Here is a 16,162-nt window from a genome sequence, read left to right on the forward strand (position 1 = left end):
GAAAAGAATAAAAAAAAATAAAATAAATTTCATATTATCCCTTTTGCCACAATCTGACCTGTCCCATGTAGGGACAGGCTTTTTTTATGATTATTTTCCGATGAATTGCTGCGTCCAGTAGTTACCAGATTTCACATAACCAACACCGATATGTGTATAATTTTTGTTTAAAATGTTCGCTCTGTGGCCTTCACTGTTCATCCAAGCTGTGACCACTTCTTGAGGTGATTTCTGGCCTTGGGCAATGTTTTCACCTGCTGTTTTGTATGTGATACCGAATGTCTTCATTTGATCGAATGGAGATCCGTAAGTCGGGCTTGTATGAGAGAAATAGTTTTTATCTTTCATATCTTGTGATTTAGCACGAGCCGATTTGCTTAATGCTGAATCGACAGAAAGCGCCTTTAACCCTTGTTTTGCACGCTCTTTGTTTGTTAACTCAACGACTTCTTGTTCAAATGCATTTAAGCTGCTGTCCGCTTTTGTTGCAGTTGTGTCTTTTTGATCCGCTTTTGTGCTGCTGTTGTTCGTTGTGTTTTGTTTTGCTGGAGTGCTTGGTTTAGAAGCAGCTGGTTTTTTCACTGATTCTTGTTTTTGTTCATTTTTTGCTTTGTTTACTTCTTTGACCACTTTTGTACCAGTAACAGGTTGACCGCTTTTGATCAGCTTGTTTAATAGAGCTTCGATCTCTTTTTGGTCAGACTTGCTTAGCTTGTTTACATCTGAAGAGATATGTAATTTTGCAGCTAATGTATGAAGATCAATGGCTTGATGCTGTACGTTTATCACTTGTTTCAGGTTAAGCTCCTTCGCATCAGCCGAATGTCCTCCAGTGAACGTGATCAATGCAGCAGCTGTTAGCGCTGAAAAAAAGAATGATTTCTTCTTCATCTTGTAACTCCTCCTAAAATCTTTGTTTTGTTTTCTCACAGAAAATCATAACATGGACTTTTTGTTAAAAACGTACCAGCATCCTCCATTGACAAAGTGTGTTTGTCATTTTTGTTAAAATCATAGAAAGAGTCTCTTGATATCAATGGATAGAGAATTCTTCCATTTAATGAAAACGACATAAACATTCCAATATTTTAAAATGTTAGTATATTTTTTTGCAGAATAGGGATTGACAGCTTTTTTTCACTGGTTTCGCTGTAACAACTATTACAAAAGTGTTACAATAATGAGTGGTAATTGTAAAAGATTGAAAGGATGAGAGGAGCTTACATAAGTGGGAGAGAAACAGCATCAAGGTGCTGCCGAGCAGAAAAAAATCAAGCGCCGGAACGCCTGGAGAATTAATCTCTTTTTCTTCGCTGTATTTAGTTTATTTGCTGGACTTGTGATCAAGCTTGGTGTGCTGCAGATCGTCAATGGTGAGGATTATAAAAAGCAAGCAAATCGAACAGAGGTCAAAACAGCATCATACCCGTCTCCAAGAGGAAAAATGTATGACACGAGAGGAAGAGTCGTCGTTGATAACGAAAGTGTACCTGCCATCGTTTATACATCAGAAACCGGTGTGAAAGCGGAGGATAAGATTAAGGTAGCAAGAAAACTTGCGACTTATATAAAAATGGATACTGACTTTTTGAGAGAGCGCGACATTCGGGATTTTTGGCTGGCCAGCCACCCGGAAGAAGCAGAGAAGCTTATTTCAAAGGCAGAAAAAAAGGATATTCATGCAAAAGACGTCTATCCGCTTCAAGTGGAGCGTGTGCCAAAGAAAGAAGTAAAGGCCATTGAAAACGATGCGACCGAAAAAGCGGTTGCAGCCATCTACCGAAGATTTACAGGCGGATATGCCTTTGAGCCGCAAATTGTTAAAGCAATGGACCCAAACGAAAAGAAAAAAGGGGACGAAAAAGTTGCTTTACTCGATGAAACAAAAGAATCAAAACAGACATCATCAGTGAGTTTGACATATGAAGAAATCTCACTTGTGTCAGAGCATCTTGATGAACTGCCTGGTGTCAATGTCATCAATGACTGGACAAGAAAATATCCGTATGAAAAAACCCTTTATAATGTTCTTGGCGGTGTGACGACACCAGAGCAAGGGATTATAAAAGAACGTGAAGATTACTATATGGCAAGAGGCTACTCGCGAAATGACCGGGTAGGAAAGAGCTATTTAGAATATCAATATGAGGATTTCTTAAATCCAGAAAAAGCAACCGTCCAATATACACAGGTCGGCGGAAAGCTGCTTGATGAAATCAAGCGGACAGAAGGGCGAAGAGGATATGATCTTGCACTGACATTTGATATGGAACTGCAAAAGGAAGTCGACAAGATCGTTGAATCAGAGCTGAGATCCGCTAGTGCAAGAAACTATATGATGGACCGGGCATTTGTTGTGATGATGGACCCAAACACAGGCGATATTCTCGCCATGTCAGGAAAGAAAATGGACGGCAGAGATGTCACCGATTATGCGATTGGAACATTTACCACTCAGTACGAAATGGGCTCTGTTGTCAAAGGAGCCACTGTCCTCTCTGGCTATCAGGACGGGATGTCACACAATCAATCCTATATGGATACACCACTCTACTTTGCAGGAAATGGAAAACCAAAGAAATCATACAACAATCTTGGCTGGGTTAATGATCTACGAGCGCTCCAAAAAAGTTCAAACGTCTATATGTTCCATGTAGCGATGAGAATGGCAGGTATCACCTACCAAAAGAATGGACCATTGCCAGCAAGACCTGAACACTTACAAAAAATGAGAAACTACTATGCGCAATTCGGCCTTGGCGTGAAAACAGGGATCGACTTGCCGCAGGAATCAAGCGGAATGCAGACGCATCCTAAGACAGTTGGCGGACTCTTGCTTGATGAAGCGATTGGCCAGTATGACACGTATACACCGCTTCAAGTCGCACAATACATGTCAACCATCGCCAATGGAGGCAACCGCGTTCAGCCAAGAGTGGTGAAAAGCGTTCACCTTCCAACGAATAAGGAAGAAGTAGGCCCTGTTGTGAAAAAATATGAGCCGAAGGTGCTGAACACCATTAACAACTCAAAAGCAGATATTGACCGCGTTAAAATGGGATTGAAAATGGTGACATCTGCTGGCGGGACTGCTGCTGGACGGTTTGGTCAGCATGATGTCGCAGGAAAAACGGGTACAGCCCAAACCTTCTACTATGGCGCTAACCGCAGCTGGTGGGGAAATGCCACGTACAACTTAACCTTTGGCGGATACTATCCTTCTTCTAATCCAAAGGTAGCTTTTAGTGTCGTGACACCTTATGTAACCGATAAAGATCCTGTGATCAAAACCATTCCGAGTAAAATTGTTGATAAGTACGTTGAACTACAAAAGAAATATGAAAAAGAATAAACAGCAGGGAGCACAGCTAGAGAAAGTGCTCCCTTTTTGCTGAAAATATGGACGTTTCACACGAGTTTGGAAGGAAAATACGGTTTTTCTAGCGAATCCTTTTTATACATCAAACTAAGGACAACCCTAAAAAAATAAAAGGAGGGTCGGACGACGATGGAACAAAAAATGAAAGATTCGAATCAGCTGTACTCGAATATTGACTTACATGCCGTTCTTTCTTCTAATGGCCGCTTTCTCTATATTTCTTCCAATTGTAAGCAGCTTTTGCTTTATGAACAAAAGGATTTACTAGGATGTTTTTTGAAAGACTTTGTTCATACAGAAGATCAATTTCTCATCGAAAGCTATTTCTATAATCAGCACATGCTAGAGGTGTGCCACTTTAGACTGCTTAGAAGTGATCTTACAGCTGTTTGGGTAGAAGCAAGCATTGATTTTGTTGCTTGTGATGGTTTAAACAACGAATTAAGTAGAGAAATGATCCTGAAAATGAGGGTGCTGGACGCAGAGCCACAAAAAGCAGCATTTCAAACAAAAACAGAAGTGTCCGAACAGTCGTTAGGCAGTCTGCCGGATTTCCAAGATGTCAGTGAAGCAGAACATTTGGTTGCCATGCTGCCAAATCCGTTATGTATTACGGCGCTTGGAAAAATTGTATATGCGAACGATGCGATGCTGGAATTAATGGGTGTATGCACAAGAGATGAAATGATCGGCAAGTCTGCGTTTGACTTTATTGCCGAGGAATACCATGACATTGTCAAAAGCCGAATTAAAAGGCTTCAGCAAGGACTTCCAGTCGGAATGATTGAACAAATATGGAAGCGAAAAGATGGGAGTACCGTTCATATTGAGGTGAAGTCATCGCCTGCGATCTATCAAAATCAACGGGCAGAGCTTTTGCTCTTAGTGGACATCTCATCGCGCAAAAAATTCCAAACCGTTCTTCAAAAAAGCAGAGAGCGGTATCAGCTGCTTATCCAAAATTCAATTGATACAATTGCGGTCATCCATGATCATAAATGGGTGTTTATGAATGAATCGGGCATTAAATTATTTGAAGCCGAACATTACGATAAATTAATCGGAAAGGATATCTTTCATCAAATCCATTCATGTGATCAGCAAAAAGTCAAAAAGAGCTTATCTCGTATTATTGAAAGAGCATCAGATTCTGAGATAGTGACGATGAGCTGCCATACGTTTAAACACCGGCTGATTTATACAGAAATGGTTTGTATTCCGACTACATTTTTTGGTGAAACAGCTGTTCAAATTATTTTAAGAGATATATCTGAACGAAAACAAACAGAAGAACTCATGCTGCGCTCTGAAAAATTATCAATTGCGGGTCAATTGGCGGCGGGCATTGCACATGAAATAAGGAACCCGTTAACAGCGATCAAGGGCTTTTTACAGCTGATTAAACCAAAAACAAAAGACCGTGATCAATATTTTGAGATTGTCTTCTCTGAGCTGAGCCGAATTGAAATTATCTTAAGTGAGCTGTTAATGCTCGCCAAGCCGCAGCAAACAGCATCAATGCAGACGCTTGATTTGAAAAAAATCATTAGCGAAGTCACCGCTCTGCTGGAAACACAGGCCAACTTAAATGGAATTTTGATGAACACAAGTGATATCGAGGAGAATCTCCTGATGAATGGGGATCAAAATCAGCTCAAGCAGGTGTTTATCAACTTAATCAAAAATGCCGTAGAATCCATGCCGGACGGAGGAAGGGTAGACATTAAGGCCAAAGCAGAAAGAGATGGAATACTTGTCACGATTAAAGACGAAGGGGTCGGCATTCCTGAATCAGTGATGAAGCGGATAGGTGAGCCCTTTTTAACCACAAAAGAAAAAGGCACAGGACTAGGGCTTATGGTGACATTTAATATTTTAGAAAATCACAACGGGACGATCCGTGTGGATAGTCAGCCTGAGAAGGGGACCGTGTTTCACATCATGTTTCCAGCAAAATAAAAACAACGGCAAGAGAGCCGTTGTTTATCCGTCTGTTGAGCGTATGGCCCGTTTTTCAAGTACAAATTGTTCTAGACGGTCAAGTCCTTCTTTTAGCGTTTCAAGTGAATATGCATAGGAAAGGCGCACATATCCTTCGCCGAGTGGAGAGAAAGCAGAACCAGGTACGACAGCAAGTCTTGTTCGTTCTAACAGCTCCATGCAAAAATCAAATGAACTCATTCCAAACGATTCAATGGATGGAAAAATATAAAAAGCGCCTGATGGCTTAATGACCGGAAGCCCCATAGAAATGAGCCGATCATATACATAATCGAGTCTTTTCTTATATTGCTCTCGCATAATGAGTGCATCATCCACACCATTTGTTACAGCTTCAAGTGCCGCCTTTTGTGAGACAGCCGAGGCACAAGACACGTTATATTGATGTACTTTTAATACATGTTTAGCAATAGGAGCTGAAGCAAATAAAAAGCCGATTCTCCATCCGGTCATGCTGTGAGATTTTGACAACCCATTGATCACAATCGTCTGTTCCTTTAAAAAAGAGGCAATGGAATGATGCGGCCGATCAAATGTCAGCTCACTATAAATTTCATCAGATAGAATAAAAATATCCTTTCCTTCAAGAAGCTGGGCAATTTCTTTCAGTTCTTCCTCTAACAGAGTGACACCAGTAGGATTTGAAGGATACGGCAGGACAACACACTTTGTCTTTTCCGTTAATGCTTCCTCAATCAGCTTGGCATTTAATTTAAAGCCAGCATTCGTTGTGTCGATATGCACGGGCACCGCGCCGCACATTCGAATGATCGGTTCATAGCCAGGGTAAACCGGGCCAGGCAGGATGACCTCATCGCCCTCAGTCAAAATGGTCCGAAACGCGGCATCAATTGCCTGACTCGCACCTGTAGTGACAATGATTTCTGACTCTGCATCATAATCAAGATGGACTTTCTTCTTGATATATTGCTGGATCGCTTGTCTTAGCTCTAAAAATCCAGCATTATGAGTATACGAGGTGAAATTCTCGTCAATCGCTGTTTTGGCAGCTGTTTTGACATGATGCGGCGTATAAAAATCGGGCTGACCTATGGTCAATGAAACGACATCCTCATATGAAGATACGAGATTTGAAAATGTTCGAATGCCTGAAATTTCAATATCCTTTACTCTTGGATTCAGCAAATGCTCCATTTCTCATCACCTTAAAAATTTATGTTTTTATCCTATTTTACCATTCACTGCATAAATGTCACCTGTGGAAAGGCTTCGGATATCGTTATATGTAGTCTATTCTCCTATCCATCACAGCATGAGTGATATATGTAGAAAGAGCAACATTTATTATAGCGTAACCTGCTCGGAAAATACAGCTCTGCTTAAGATGATTAGAATAAGGCAAAACGGTATAAACTGAAAGAACGCGAGAAACAAGTCATGGGAATTGCCTTCACAGACAAACGATCTCCTAAAGGAGGACGATAATAGATGGAACAATCAGCAAAGACATCGAAAATAGCCTTTCTATCCGTAATTAGTAATACGTTTGTTGTGGTCCTTAAAATCATTGTAGGACTGTTAACTGGATCTGTTGCGGTTTTATCAGAAGCCATTCATTCCTTTCTCGATTTAATGGCCTCTTTTATTGCATTTATCTCTGTTCGTATTTCAAGAAAGCCAGCAGACGCCAAACATCCTTATGGTCATGGGAAAGTTGAAAATATTTCTGGTACCATTGAGACCTTGTTGATCTTTGTGGCTGGAATTTGGATCATATATGAATGTGTTCATAAATTATTGCATCCAGAGCCTGTTAAACTGCCTGTACTTGGCATTGTGGTCATGCTGATTGGAGCGCTCATCAATTTTGTTGTGTCAAGAGTCGTGAACAAAGAGGCAGAGCGTGTGCATTCTGTTGCTATGAAATCGAATGCGCTGCATCTTTTAACAGATGTTTATACTTCGTTAGGGGTGGCATTTAGTTTATTACTGGTTGCATTAACAGACTGGTATTTCCTTGATCCAATCATCGGAATGGTTCTTGCCCTCTTTATTATGCGTGAAGCGTTTAAACTCATGAAAGAAGCCTTCCCGCCGCTTGTCGATGCACGATTAACACCAGAGGAAGAACAATCGATAGAGGATATTATTCAAACATTCAGCCAAGAATTTATTGAATATCATGACTTTCGAACAAGACGATCTGGTGCAGAAGAATATATTGATTTCCATTTGATTGTTCATGGGAAAACAACCATCGAAGATGTTCATCAATTATGTGATCGAATTGAAGAGAACATTCAGCAGAAGTTTCCACATGCGCAAATCTTTATTCATGTAGAACCTGAAACGGAAAGAAGCACGCAAACATAAAAAAGGCGATCAACCTACTCTCAGGTTGAATCGCCTTTTTTTATGTTTCATCTATGAAATGAAATCAATATCCATAAGCAGTATCGTAATCTTCATACCAAGAGATATAAGCGGCGTCTTCATCTGACAAACCATGCTTCATGTCTAAAAAATCAGCTTCGCAAATATCTTCAATCACAGTCATTTCGTTGTTCTTTAATAGTACGACAGTTCCCATCATGAACACCTTTCTTTAAAAAATCCTTGACTATTGTACCATGTGAAACGTGATTGTCAACAGAAGAATCGAAGCAAAACGAAAATATCACAAAATGTTAAAAAATCAGGAGGTAAAAGAACTAGAAATACCATGATTTTCACAAATTTTCAGTATTTATTCATATAAACGGAACTTGAAAAACTAATCTGAAATTCATGTAAAAGTGTAAGGCTTCATTGATCTTGCTATATTCATCAGATATAATAACGTATGATTATAAGAAATTTATAGAAAACATACATAATAAAGGAGAAATAGGATGGAAACAAACATTTCAGAAGCACCCATTCAAGAAAAAAAGCATCCCGAACTAGCAGGAGTGGGTTATCGTTTTCTTGCTCATCTTTTGGACGGGGTCATTATCAGTGTACCGTATTCAATCATCATGTTTATTTTGGCAACACTCTTTTTTGTCTTAAGCCCTGAGGCAGCAGCTATGATGTATGATGACAGCTATTACTACTCGACAACCGTGATGACGGATGAAGAATGGGCAGTCATTATGGGACTTATCGTTTTCTACGCAGCAGCGATCTTAATCGGTATTTTAGTGACTTGGCTTTATTATGCGTTGATGGAAACATCAAAGCTGCAAGGAACTCTTGGTAAGATGGCTCTTGGGATCAAAGTGACAAAAGTAACAGGCGAAAAAGTAACATTCGGACGCGCTACAGGCCGATTTTTTGCAAAAGGCTTCTTGTCTCCAATCTTATGTATTGGCTACATCATTGCCTTTTTCACAGAAAAAAAACAAGCACTTCACGATTTGATGGCAAGTACCATTGTAGTGAAGAAATAATGAAAAGAAGCACCTCTTTTGTTTTGTAAGGGGTGCTTTTTGTATAGATCGCTTGTATGGAAGAAGGAAACGTCACATAAAGTAGAATGATAGATAAAAATAAGGCAGGGAAGGGAGTCAAGTATATTGAGAAGAGAGAAAAAGACCGTTCAAAAAAAGGGGGCAGGCTTTGGACTGTTTTTAACAGCACCTGTGCTGGCCTGGGCGCTTTATGATTTTGCAAATACAATATTTTCATCCAATATGATCACCATTTTCTTCCCGTTCTACTTGCAGGAAACAATAGGGAACAGTGCGAGAATGGACCAGATCGCCAGTACATTTATTTCATATGCGAATGCACTCGCAAGCTTTTTTCTCGTGATTTTTACGCCTTTATACGGTGTACTGATTGATCGAACGGGAAAAAAGAAGCGTTATATTACGGTGTTTACCCTGATTTGTATTGCCTGTACGTTTTTGATGGGAATCTTTGCTGGGATTGATTTTTCAAGCGAATGGTTTGGTGTGCCTGTCTCCTTATTAGTAGTGGTTACCTTGTTTGTCATCGCTAAATTTTTCTATCACTCTAGTCTTGTTTTTTATGACACCATTTTGCCCGATCTTGGGACAAAGGATGAAATACCACTTATTTCTGGTTTCGGTATTGCCGTTGGCTACTTAGGTACACTTGTTGGCCTTTCTGTTTATTTACTTGTAGGAAATGACCAGTTTCATGAAGCTTTTATTCCGACAGCACTTTTATTCTTTCTCTTTTTTCTCCCCTTTCTCTTTTTTGTGAAAGATCCTCATCCGCTGCCACAGCAAGAGAAGAAGGCGTCTTTTTTTAGCGGATATAAAGAGATTATTCAAACGTTTAAAGAGATGAAGCAATACAAGCCGGCCTTTATTTTTATGATCGCCTTCTTTTTTATGAATGATGCCTTACAGACAGCGATTGCAATGATGGCTGTCTATGCCAAAATCATCATTGGCTTTACCGCTGGACAATTTATTTTGCTTTATCTTGTATCCACGATTTCAAGTATCATTGGCTCCTTTCTATTTGGATATATCACAAAGGCCATCGGGGCAAAGCGATCGATTACAGTCGTGTATGTCATTTTAATTGTGGCACTGATTTTAGCTGTCACAGCCTCGGCCGAATGGGTCTTCTGGGTAGCGGGCAGTTTATTTGGGATTTCACTTGGCGCAAGCTGGGGGGCATCGCGCATACTGATTATCGAGCTGACACCTAAGGAAAAACGAGGGCAATTCTTTGGCCTCTTTGCGTTTTCGGGGAAGGTGTCTTCCATTGTCGGTCCTATCATTTATGGCTCTGTCACACTGCTATTTGCAGAACACGGGAATCTCGCAAGTCGTCTTGCACTGGGGTCTTTACTTATCCTTGCAGCCATAGGACTTATCATTCATCAATTCGTGCGAGAGAAAGCGTAAAGAAACGTCAACTTTTTACCCATGCTGCCGATATAAAAAGTACAATCTTATATTGAAGAATAGAGGGATTTCCGTGGCTTTAAACAAACAAGAAATTTTACTTGACTCTGGTACAAATGAATTGGAAATTGTAAAGTTTGAAATTGGTTCAAATCAATTCGGCATTAATGTCATGAAAGTAAGAGAAATCATTCAGCCAGTTGAGGTGACAGTTGTACCGCACTCTCATCAAGATGTAGAAGGTATGATTAGTTTACGAGGCGAGATTTTACCAGTCATCAATCTATTTTCCTTTTTTAATGTCGAGTCAGATCAGTCAGAACAAGAGAAATATATTGTGACTGAATTCAACCAACGGAAGTTTGTGTTCCACACAGGAACGGTGTCACAAATTCACCGCGTCAGCTGGGAAGAGATTGAAAAGCCAACTGCACTCAATCAAGGAATGGACCGTCATTTAACAGGGATCATTAAGCTTGATGGAAAAATGATTTTCCTTCCAGATTACGAAAAAATCATTTATGATATTGAATCTGCTTCCGGAGTGGATACGTACCATATGTTTGACGGTGAAAAAGACGAGAGAAGAACAGGGAAGAAGCTTTATGTCGTTGAAGATTCTCCGCTTCTCATGCGTTTATTAACGAATGAATTAACCGAAGCAGGCTATAAAAACATTGTCACCTTCGAGGATGGCAAACAGGCATATGATCATGTCATGGATCTTGTTAGCAAAGGCATCAGTGTCACAGATGAAATTGATATGATTATTACAGATATCGAAATGCCAAAAATGGATGGTCATCGATTAACAAAACTGCTCAAGGACAATCCTTTGACACAGTCCATCCCGATTCTCATTTTCTCTTCTTTAATCACTGAAGACCTGCGGCATAAAGGAGAAACCATCGGTGCAGATGATCAAATTAGTAAACCAGAAATTCACCAGTTGATTGAAAAGGTAGACCAGTTTATTATCTAAAGAGAAAACCACTCGCTCTGAGTGGTTTTTTCTGTTTAAAAATAACTTTCTCCTAGTCGTTTGAAGACGGGCTTTGTATAATGTGATTTTTGTTTTGTGGCGGCGGGTTTTTCTTTTAAACCGACATACGTTTGAAGTATTTGTTTTGCTCGATTTAATGACATATTCGCTTTTGGGTTGCGATATGATTGATTTAAATTGCCTAAGTGTGGCAAAAATTCGAAGTCTTCTTTGGTTGGTGGCAGATGAAAATAATAATCTCCAATTTCAATCAGCACGTCGGACTGTTGTTGACTATATTTGGGATTATTAGAGAAATGTAGGCCCACTTTTCTTCCTTTACCTTCTTGCAATAGTTTTTGCAGCGCACGTTTTTTTAAAAGATAAAGAAACTTGGGATTTGGTGCGGTTTTAGCATGGCGGTTAACAGTATAAATGGCTTTTGCGATGTTTTCTGCTGTAGGTTCTATGTCTTTAGTATGAGCATAATCGTCCATTTTTTCTCTCCTTTGTCTTTCGTCTTCCTGTGCTTAGTATAAATTATACGTTTTTATTAGTAAATTGCAAATAGGGTTATTGTAAAAAGAAAACCTTTGGTATAAAGGAGTTAGGGGGGATTAAAAAATTTAATGTTTTAGAATCCCCCCAAATGATAAATTCATAGCCTTTACAAAAACTTCAACTGATTCTATTTATATTTCTTCGAAAGATAGCGATATATGTCATTCATCATTTGAGGGTATTTTATAGACGATCAGCAATTACTTTAACTGGTCTTCTTTTGCTTATCAGTATAGTCGCATGAGTGTCTCTTAAAACATGAACGCTCATTTTCTTTAGATTTTGATTCTCGGCAACTTACAGCATAATGATGTGAGTTAGGTGATCTAGTTTTTCATTTGTCCGACTAATGAATATGTAATCTTCTTCTTTTAAAGGATGACTTAAGGAAAGCTTTAACTCTTTACACCATTGCATTTACAAAGCCTTTCAAAAGCTGGATAAAAACGGCGATCCTATTGACATAGTGTCAGTTATTGAGCATGTGGGACGAGAAAATCTAAAGGGGATCGGCGGGAGAAAATACTTAACTGAATTGATGAATGCCTCAATCACTACAGCAAAACAAGCGTTCTATGAAAATTTAATGATTCAGTATTGGAAAAAGTGAGAAATTGCGAAAGTGGACGTCTTGCTAAAAGTATCTTCTAATAGCGACGATATGAGTCAAACTATAAAAGAGGGTATAAGCTCTCTCATGAGTTTAGAGGATGCGACAGGCACGGACGACGACGGGTCTATCAATAATGACCTAGTTGAAATCTATCAAGGGTTAGAAACGCCTAAAGGTGATGTAACTGGTATGCCTAGCGGCTTGACTGAATTGGACCGAATGACGTCGGGTTTTCAGCGGCAAGAATTTATAATCATCGCCGCTCGTCCATCCGTAGGAAAATCTGCCTTATGTTTGAATGTACGTCATTAGCACTCTTTCAAAAATTCATTGTCTATATGATATTTGCCTGGCGAGTCAAAGAAACAGGATATAGACGATTTACAAAAGCATATATCAGCATGTCACGTAAAGGCGGTAAGTCCGTTCTTGTTGCGGGGTCGCCTTTGCTCACACAAATCAAAAGCCAATTATTAAACCAACAAAAGCAGCACCATCCAAGCCTGCTAAAAAGTCGCTTGCCAACAGGCATTTTAAAAGTTACAAAGCCTCTTAAAAAGGAGGCAGGGGTAAAAGCCGTACAGGAAGCCCTGACTGCCGTATATTTCCTAATAAAGTCGTAAAAAATAACGATATAGACGGGGCTATTATGGACCGAAAACAGCGGATGCGGTCAAACGATTCCAGCTCATGCATGGTCTTGCTGCTGATGGCATTTATGGTCCAAAGACTAAAGCTGTTTTAGTAAGGCTATTAAAATAAACAACTATAGACATAAGACTACAGAAAATGAAAGCTATAAAATAAACAACCCCCTTCTCCATTATTGGATAGGGGGATCTTCTTCTATTTGTTGATTTTTTTGATCCAGCGCAGAGGATATAATGTCAAGACCGATGTATAAAAAGCTAACAAAAAATGATAAAATCAATACGCCATTTCCCCATATAGAAACTTCAATTATCTCCATATTTAGTACATATTTAATTGAAAAGTAAATAAGAGCCCACGAAGCAAAAAATTCTAAAATATAAGTTATCCATTTTGGGACCTTCAACAAAAAAATGATTCCTTTCCCTATAAATAAAACTATAAATGACCAAAAAATCACGACGATGCTAAATAACAACGAAAAGGTCACCAAAGAGAAAAATGAATCATAAGTGATGTATTCGCCGAAAAGAAAATTCACTCCCAGTGATACTAGGTAAAGCATGAAAGTTGGAATAGCAATAACGAAACTAAGGGAAAAACATATTAGTAAAATAAGCAAAACGGCAACAATAGCACCAGGGGGTTCATCTACAACGTTTTTTTTTCTTAAAAAAGTATAAAATATGATAGACACTAAAAGGAGCACTAAAAAAGTCAATGAAATCACATAAGAAAAAGACATGAATACCCTCCATAAAAAAGCGCTATTAGAAAACTAATAGCACTTATTGTTTATTTAAAGAAGATTAATGATGAATTTTGCCAAAGTTTTAGCAACATCTCTAGGCGCACCCATTTTAGTAAAAGCTTTTGTAAATTGTTTTTCAGTCCATTTTTCCCCCTTATCCATTACCTTTGCGATTTTAGCAGAATGCTTTCTGATCCAAGCAGCAGCCTTTGGATTAAAGGGTTTCAATGCTTTTGATAGTAACCACCCACCAGAACGTAAAGCACCTCGGAATGCTTTATATGTCCACGAAACAGCCCCTTGAGTAGAAACTTCCCCGTTTGCGGCTGTTTGAGTTGTTAAAGCATTTGACTGAATAGGGCTAGTGCTGTTATTTGTTGCGGCTTGTTGTAAAGAAGTTTTATAAACCTTCGTATGTACTGGTGTTGTTGACTTAGCTGGCTCTGCTGCAAACACAGCAGTCGCACCCAGACCAGAAGTTAATAGAGTTGAGCTTAGTAGTACAGGAATAATTTTTTTTCTGAAAGTCATGTTATTCGCCTCCGAAAAAATAAATAAAGAGACTGTTTATTATGTTAGAAAACCTTGTTGTTCAAGTCTCAATTATAAAATACATTTTGAGAAAAACCAGTGGAATATGTCTTAAACCCTTATAGGTCTTTTATATAAGAACATCACCTTTTCTACAAGATTTGTAAAAATCGTAACAAAAACCACATTTAGGGTGAATGATATTTTTGAACTGTATTTTTTTGTGTGTCTATTTAATTATAATTAATTCTTGTGGAAAATTGCGGTTTCTTTTCGGTGTGGAATTATTCGGAAAATGATAATATATGTCATTATAGGGGATAGTAAGGAAGGGGTAGGGTCTATGGAGAAAGTGCTTTCTTCTCATGTCGGCTTGAAAATCAATGAATGGTATTACCATATTCAAAGATTTAACGTGCCGGATGCCGAAGCATATAAAGAAGAAATTAAATCTTTGCTCGATAATATGGAGGAAAACCAGGACTTATTGTTATATTTCTCACTCATGGAATTCCGACATAAATTAATGTTAGATTATTTGAAACCATTGGAAAATGGAAAAGAGCGTGCCAACTTTAGAGAATTAGCAATGAAGATCAAAAAGGATCAAGAGAAGTTAACAGGACTACTTGAATATTATTTTAATTTTTTCTACGGCATGTACGAAATTGAAAATTATGAATACCTCAACGCCATTACCTTCTACAAACGAGCAGAAAAGAAATTATCCTTAGTAAGTGACGATATTGAACGTGCCGAGTTTAATTACAAGATGGCTGAAATCTATTACCACATGAAACAAAACCACATGTCTATGCACCATATCGCCCAAGCAATAGATTGTTACAAAGAAAAAGATACTTATACTGTTAGGCAGATACAGTGTTCTTTTGTTATTGGATTAAATTATATTGATATGGGTTGCCCCGAAAAAGCAACGCCTCATTTTGAATACGCACTTGAAAAATCTTCTGATAACTCAACAAAAAGATTAAAAGGATCGGCGCTTTATAATATAGGATTGAGTTATTTCCACAATGATGAACGATTAATGGCTATTAAATACTTCAATGAATCTATCCACTCATTTAAAGAACAAGGATATGAACATTTAAATAAAATTCTTGATCCGATGGTTATGTTGACAAAGTCATACTTTAAAACTGATCAAAATGATTTAGGATTATACGCCTTAAACGAGGGGATGGAATTAGCTGAAAAATTAAAAGACGACATATTTATAAGTACATTCACTATATTGAAAGCATTATATTTAGAAAACAATGTAAACCGGATAAAAGAAGCAATGGCATACTTGGAGTCAAAGTCCTTTTTTGCGAATCTTGAAGATTTATCGAAAGATGCAGCGATGCATTATAGTAAAGCAGGAGATATAGAGCGTGCAAACGAATCTTATAAGAAGGTTCTTTATTTCCAACACCAAATTAAAAGGGGAGACTGTCTTTATGAAATTTAAGTCAGTAGCAACCGTAATAATAATTGTCAGTGTGTTAGGTGCTTTTAGTTATGTTTCGTCAAACGATATCCATAATGAAGCCCAAAGAGGACATACTTCAAGTATTGGTTATTTTGCTTAAACAGAAAAAGCCCCTTTTCGGGGGCTTTTTTATTTGAATCGTCATTCTCTTTTCTCTTTATCCCATGTAGTTCATTTCTTGAGAGAAGATTTTTTACGGCTTTTCTTATAGATTGTTAGTCTTAAGGGAGGGAGAGCATGTCAACGGTCGTTTATTTGTTTGCTGTCCTTATCAGCTGAGTAAGTGCTGATAAATATACACAAAGTGAACTATCATACCTTGATAACTACCTATTTAAATAAATGGGTAGTTTCTCAATGTGTTTT

General features: G+C 38.4%; 13 protein-coding genes and 4 pseudogenes. 11 read left to right on the plus strand and 6 right to left on the minus strand.

The features are described from left to right. Positions 1–90: 90 nt before the first annotated feature. Positions 91–891 (minus strand): CAP domain-containing protein, encoded by an 801-nt coding sequence (locus BA1_RS06330; protein ID WP_008356857.1) that lies wholly within the window; start codon positions 889–891, stop codon positions 91–93. Positions 892–1,228: 337 nt separating this feature from the next. Between BA1_RS06330 and BA1_RS06335 the strand changes: the two genes are divergently transcribed. Both BA1_RS06335 and BA1_RS06340 read left to right on the plus strand, forming a co-directional pair. Further along, positions 1,229–3,352, plus strand: a complete 2,124-nt coding sequence (locus BA1_RS06335) for a peptidoglycan D,D-transpeptidase FtsI family protein (RefSeq protein ID WP_008356859.1) — start codon at positions 1,229–1,231, stop codon at positions 3,350–3,352. 156 nt (positions 3,353–3,508) lie between these two features. Further along, positions 3,509–5,338 carry a PAS domain-containing sensor histidine kinase gene (locus BA1_RS06340; RefSeq protein WP_008356861.1) on the plus strand — a complete coding sequence of 610 codons (1,830 nt, stop codon included), beginning with the start codon at positions 3,509–3,511 and terminating at the stop codon, positions 5,336–5,338. A gap of 24 nt (positions 5,339–5,362) precedes the next feature. Here the strand turns inward: BA1_RS06340 and BA1_RS06345 are convergent, their stop codons facing one another. Beyond that, complete coding sequence (locus BA1_RS06345; protein WP_008356863.1) at positions 5,363–6,535, minus strand: aminotransferase A; 1,173 nt, start codon at positions 6,533–6,535, stop codon at positions 5,363–5,365. 294 nt (positions 6,536–6,829) lie between these two features. Here BA1_RS06345 and BA1_RS06350 point away from each other — a divergent pair, with 294 nt between their 5' ends. After that, positions 6,830–7,714 carry a cation diffusion facilitator family transporter gene (locus tag BA1_RS06350; protein ID WP_008356865.1) on the plus strand — a complete coding sequence of 295 codons (885 nt, stop codon included), beginning with the start codon at positions 6,830–6,832 and terminating at the stop codon, positions 7,712–7,714. 64 nt (positions 7,715–7,778) lie between these two features. Here BA1_RS06350 and BA1_RS19280 read toward each other — a convergent pair whose 3' ends face one another. After that, positions 7,779–7,931: a hypothetical protein gene (locus BA1_RS19280; protein ID WP_008356868.1), complete on the minus strand. Its 153-nt coding sequence runs from the start codon at positions 7,929–7,931 to the stop codon at positions 7,779–7,781. A gap of 301 nt (positions 7,932–8,232) precedes the next feature. Here BA1_RS19280 and BA1_RS06355 point away from each other — a divergent pair, with 301 nt between their 5' ends. The 3 genes from BA1_RS06355 (at position 8,233) to BA1_RS06365 (ending at position 11,191) form a co-directional block, all read left to right on the plus strand. Then, complete coding sequence (locus tag BA1_RS06355; RefSeq protein WP_008356870.1) at positions 8,233–8,772, plus strand: RDD family protein; 540 nt, start codon at positions 8,233–8,235, stop codon at positions 8,770–8,772. A 126-nt stretch (positions 8,773–8,898) separates the two neighbouring features. Further along, the gene (locus BA1_RS06360; protein WP_008356872.1) at positions 8,899–10,209 is read left to right on the plus strand and encodes an MFS transporter; all 1,311 of its coding nucleotides are present in this window, start codon (positions 8,899–8,901) and stop codon (positions 10,207–10,209) included. 73 nt (positions 10,210–10,282) lie between these two features. Then, entirely contained in the window at positions 10,283–11,191 is a 909-nt protein-coding gene (locus tag BA1_RS06365) for a chemotaxis protein (protein ID WP_008356874.1), read from the plus strand. 35 nt (positions 11,192–11,226) lie between these two features. Here BA1_RS06365 and BA1_RS06370 read toward each other — a convergent pair whose 3' ends face one another. Then, entirely contained in the window at positions 11,227–11,688 is a 462-nt protein-coding gene (locus tag BA1_RS06370) for a YkyB family protein (protein WP_008356877.1), read from the minus strand. A 473-nt stretch (positions 11,689–12,161) separates the two neighbouring features. On the opposite strand from BA1_RS06370, the pseudogene BA1_RS19755 reads away from it, so the two are divergent. The 4 pseudogenes from BA1_RS19755 to BA1_RS18600 all read left to right on the plus strand — a co-directional run. Continuing rightward, positions 12,162–12,362 (plus strand): annotated as a pseudogene (locus BA1_RS19755) (DnaB-like helicase N-terminal domain-containing protein); the annotation flags it as partial. Positions 12,363–12,533: 171 nt separating this feature from the next. Beyond that, positions 12,534–12,668: pseudogene (locus BA1_RS19760) on the plus strand (DnaB-like helicase C-terminal domain-containing protein); the annotation flags it as partial. Positions 12,669–12,703: 35 nt separating this feature from the next. Continuing rightward, positions 12,704–12,769 (plus strand): annotated as a pseudogene (locus BA1_RS19410) (hypothetical protein); the annotation flags it as partial. A gap of 114 nt (positions 12,770–12,883) precedes the next feature. Beyond that, positions 12,884–13,127, plus strand: a pseudogene (locus tag BA1_RS18600) (peptidoglycan-binding domain-containing protein); the annotation flags it as partial. 61 nt (positions 13,128–13,188) lie between these two features. On the opposite strand, the gene BA1_RS06385 reads toward BA1_RS18600, so the two are convergent. After that, the gene (locus BA1_RS06385; protein ID WP_008356880.1) at positions 13,189–13,761 is read right to left on the minus strand and encodes a hypothetical protein; all 573 of its coding nucleotides are present in this window, start codon (positions 13,759–13,761) and stop codon (positions 13,189–13,191) included. A gap of 54 nt (positions 13,762–13,815) precedes the next feature. Further along, entirely contained in the window at positions 13,816–14,298 is a 483-nt protein-coding gene (locus tag BA1_RS06390; RefSeq protein ID WP_008356882.1) for a hypothetical protein, read from the minus strand. Between the two features lie 343 nt (positions 14,299–14,641). Between BA1_RS06390 and BA1_RS06395 the strand changes: the two genes are divergently transcribed. Next, positions 14,642–15,775: a response regulator aspartate phosphatase gene (locus BA1_RS06395; protein ID WP_008356884.1), complete on the plus strand. Its 1,134-nt coding sequence runs from the start codon at positions 14,642–14,644 to the stop codon at positions 15,773–15,775. Positions 15,776–16,162 lie beyond the last annotated feature (387 nt).

It is taken from the genome of Bacillus xiamenensis (assembly GCF_000300535.1).
GTDB lineage: Bacteria > Bacillota > Bacilli > Bacillales > Bacillaceae > Bacillus > Bacillus xiamenensis.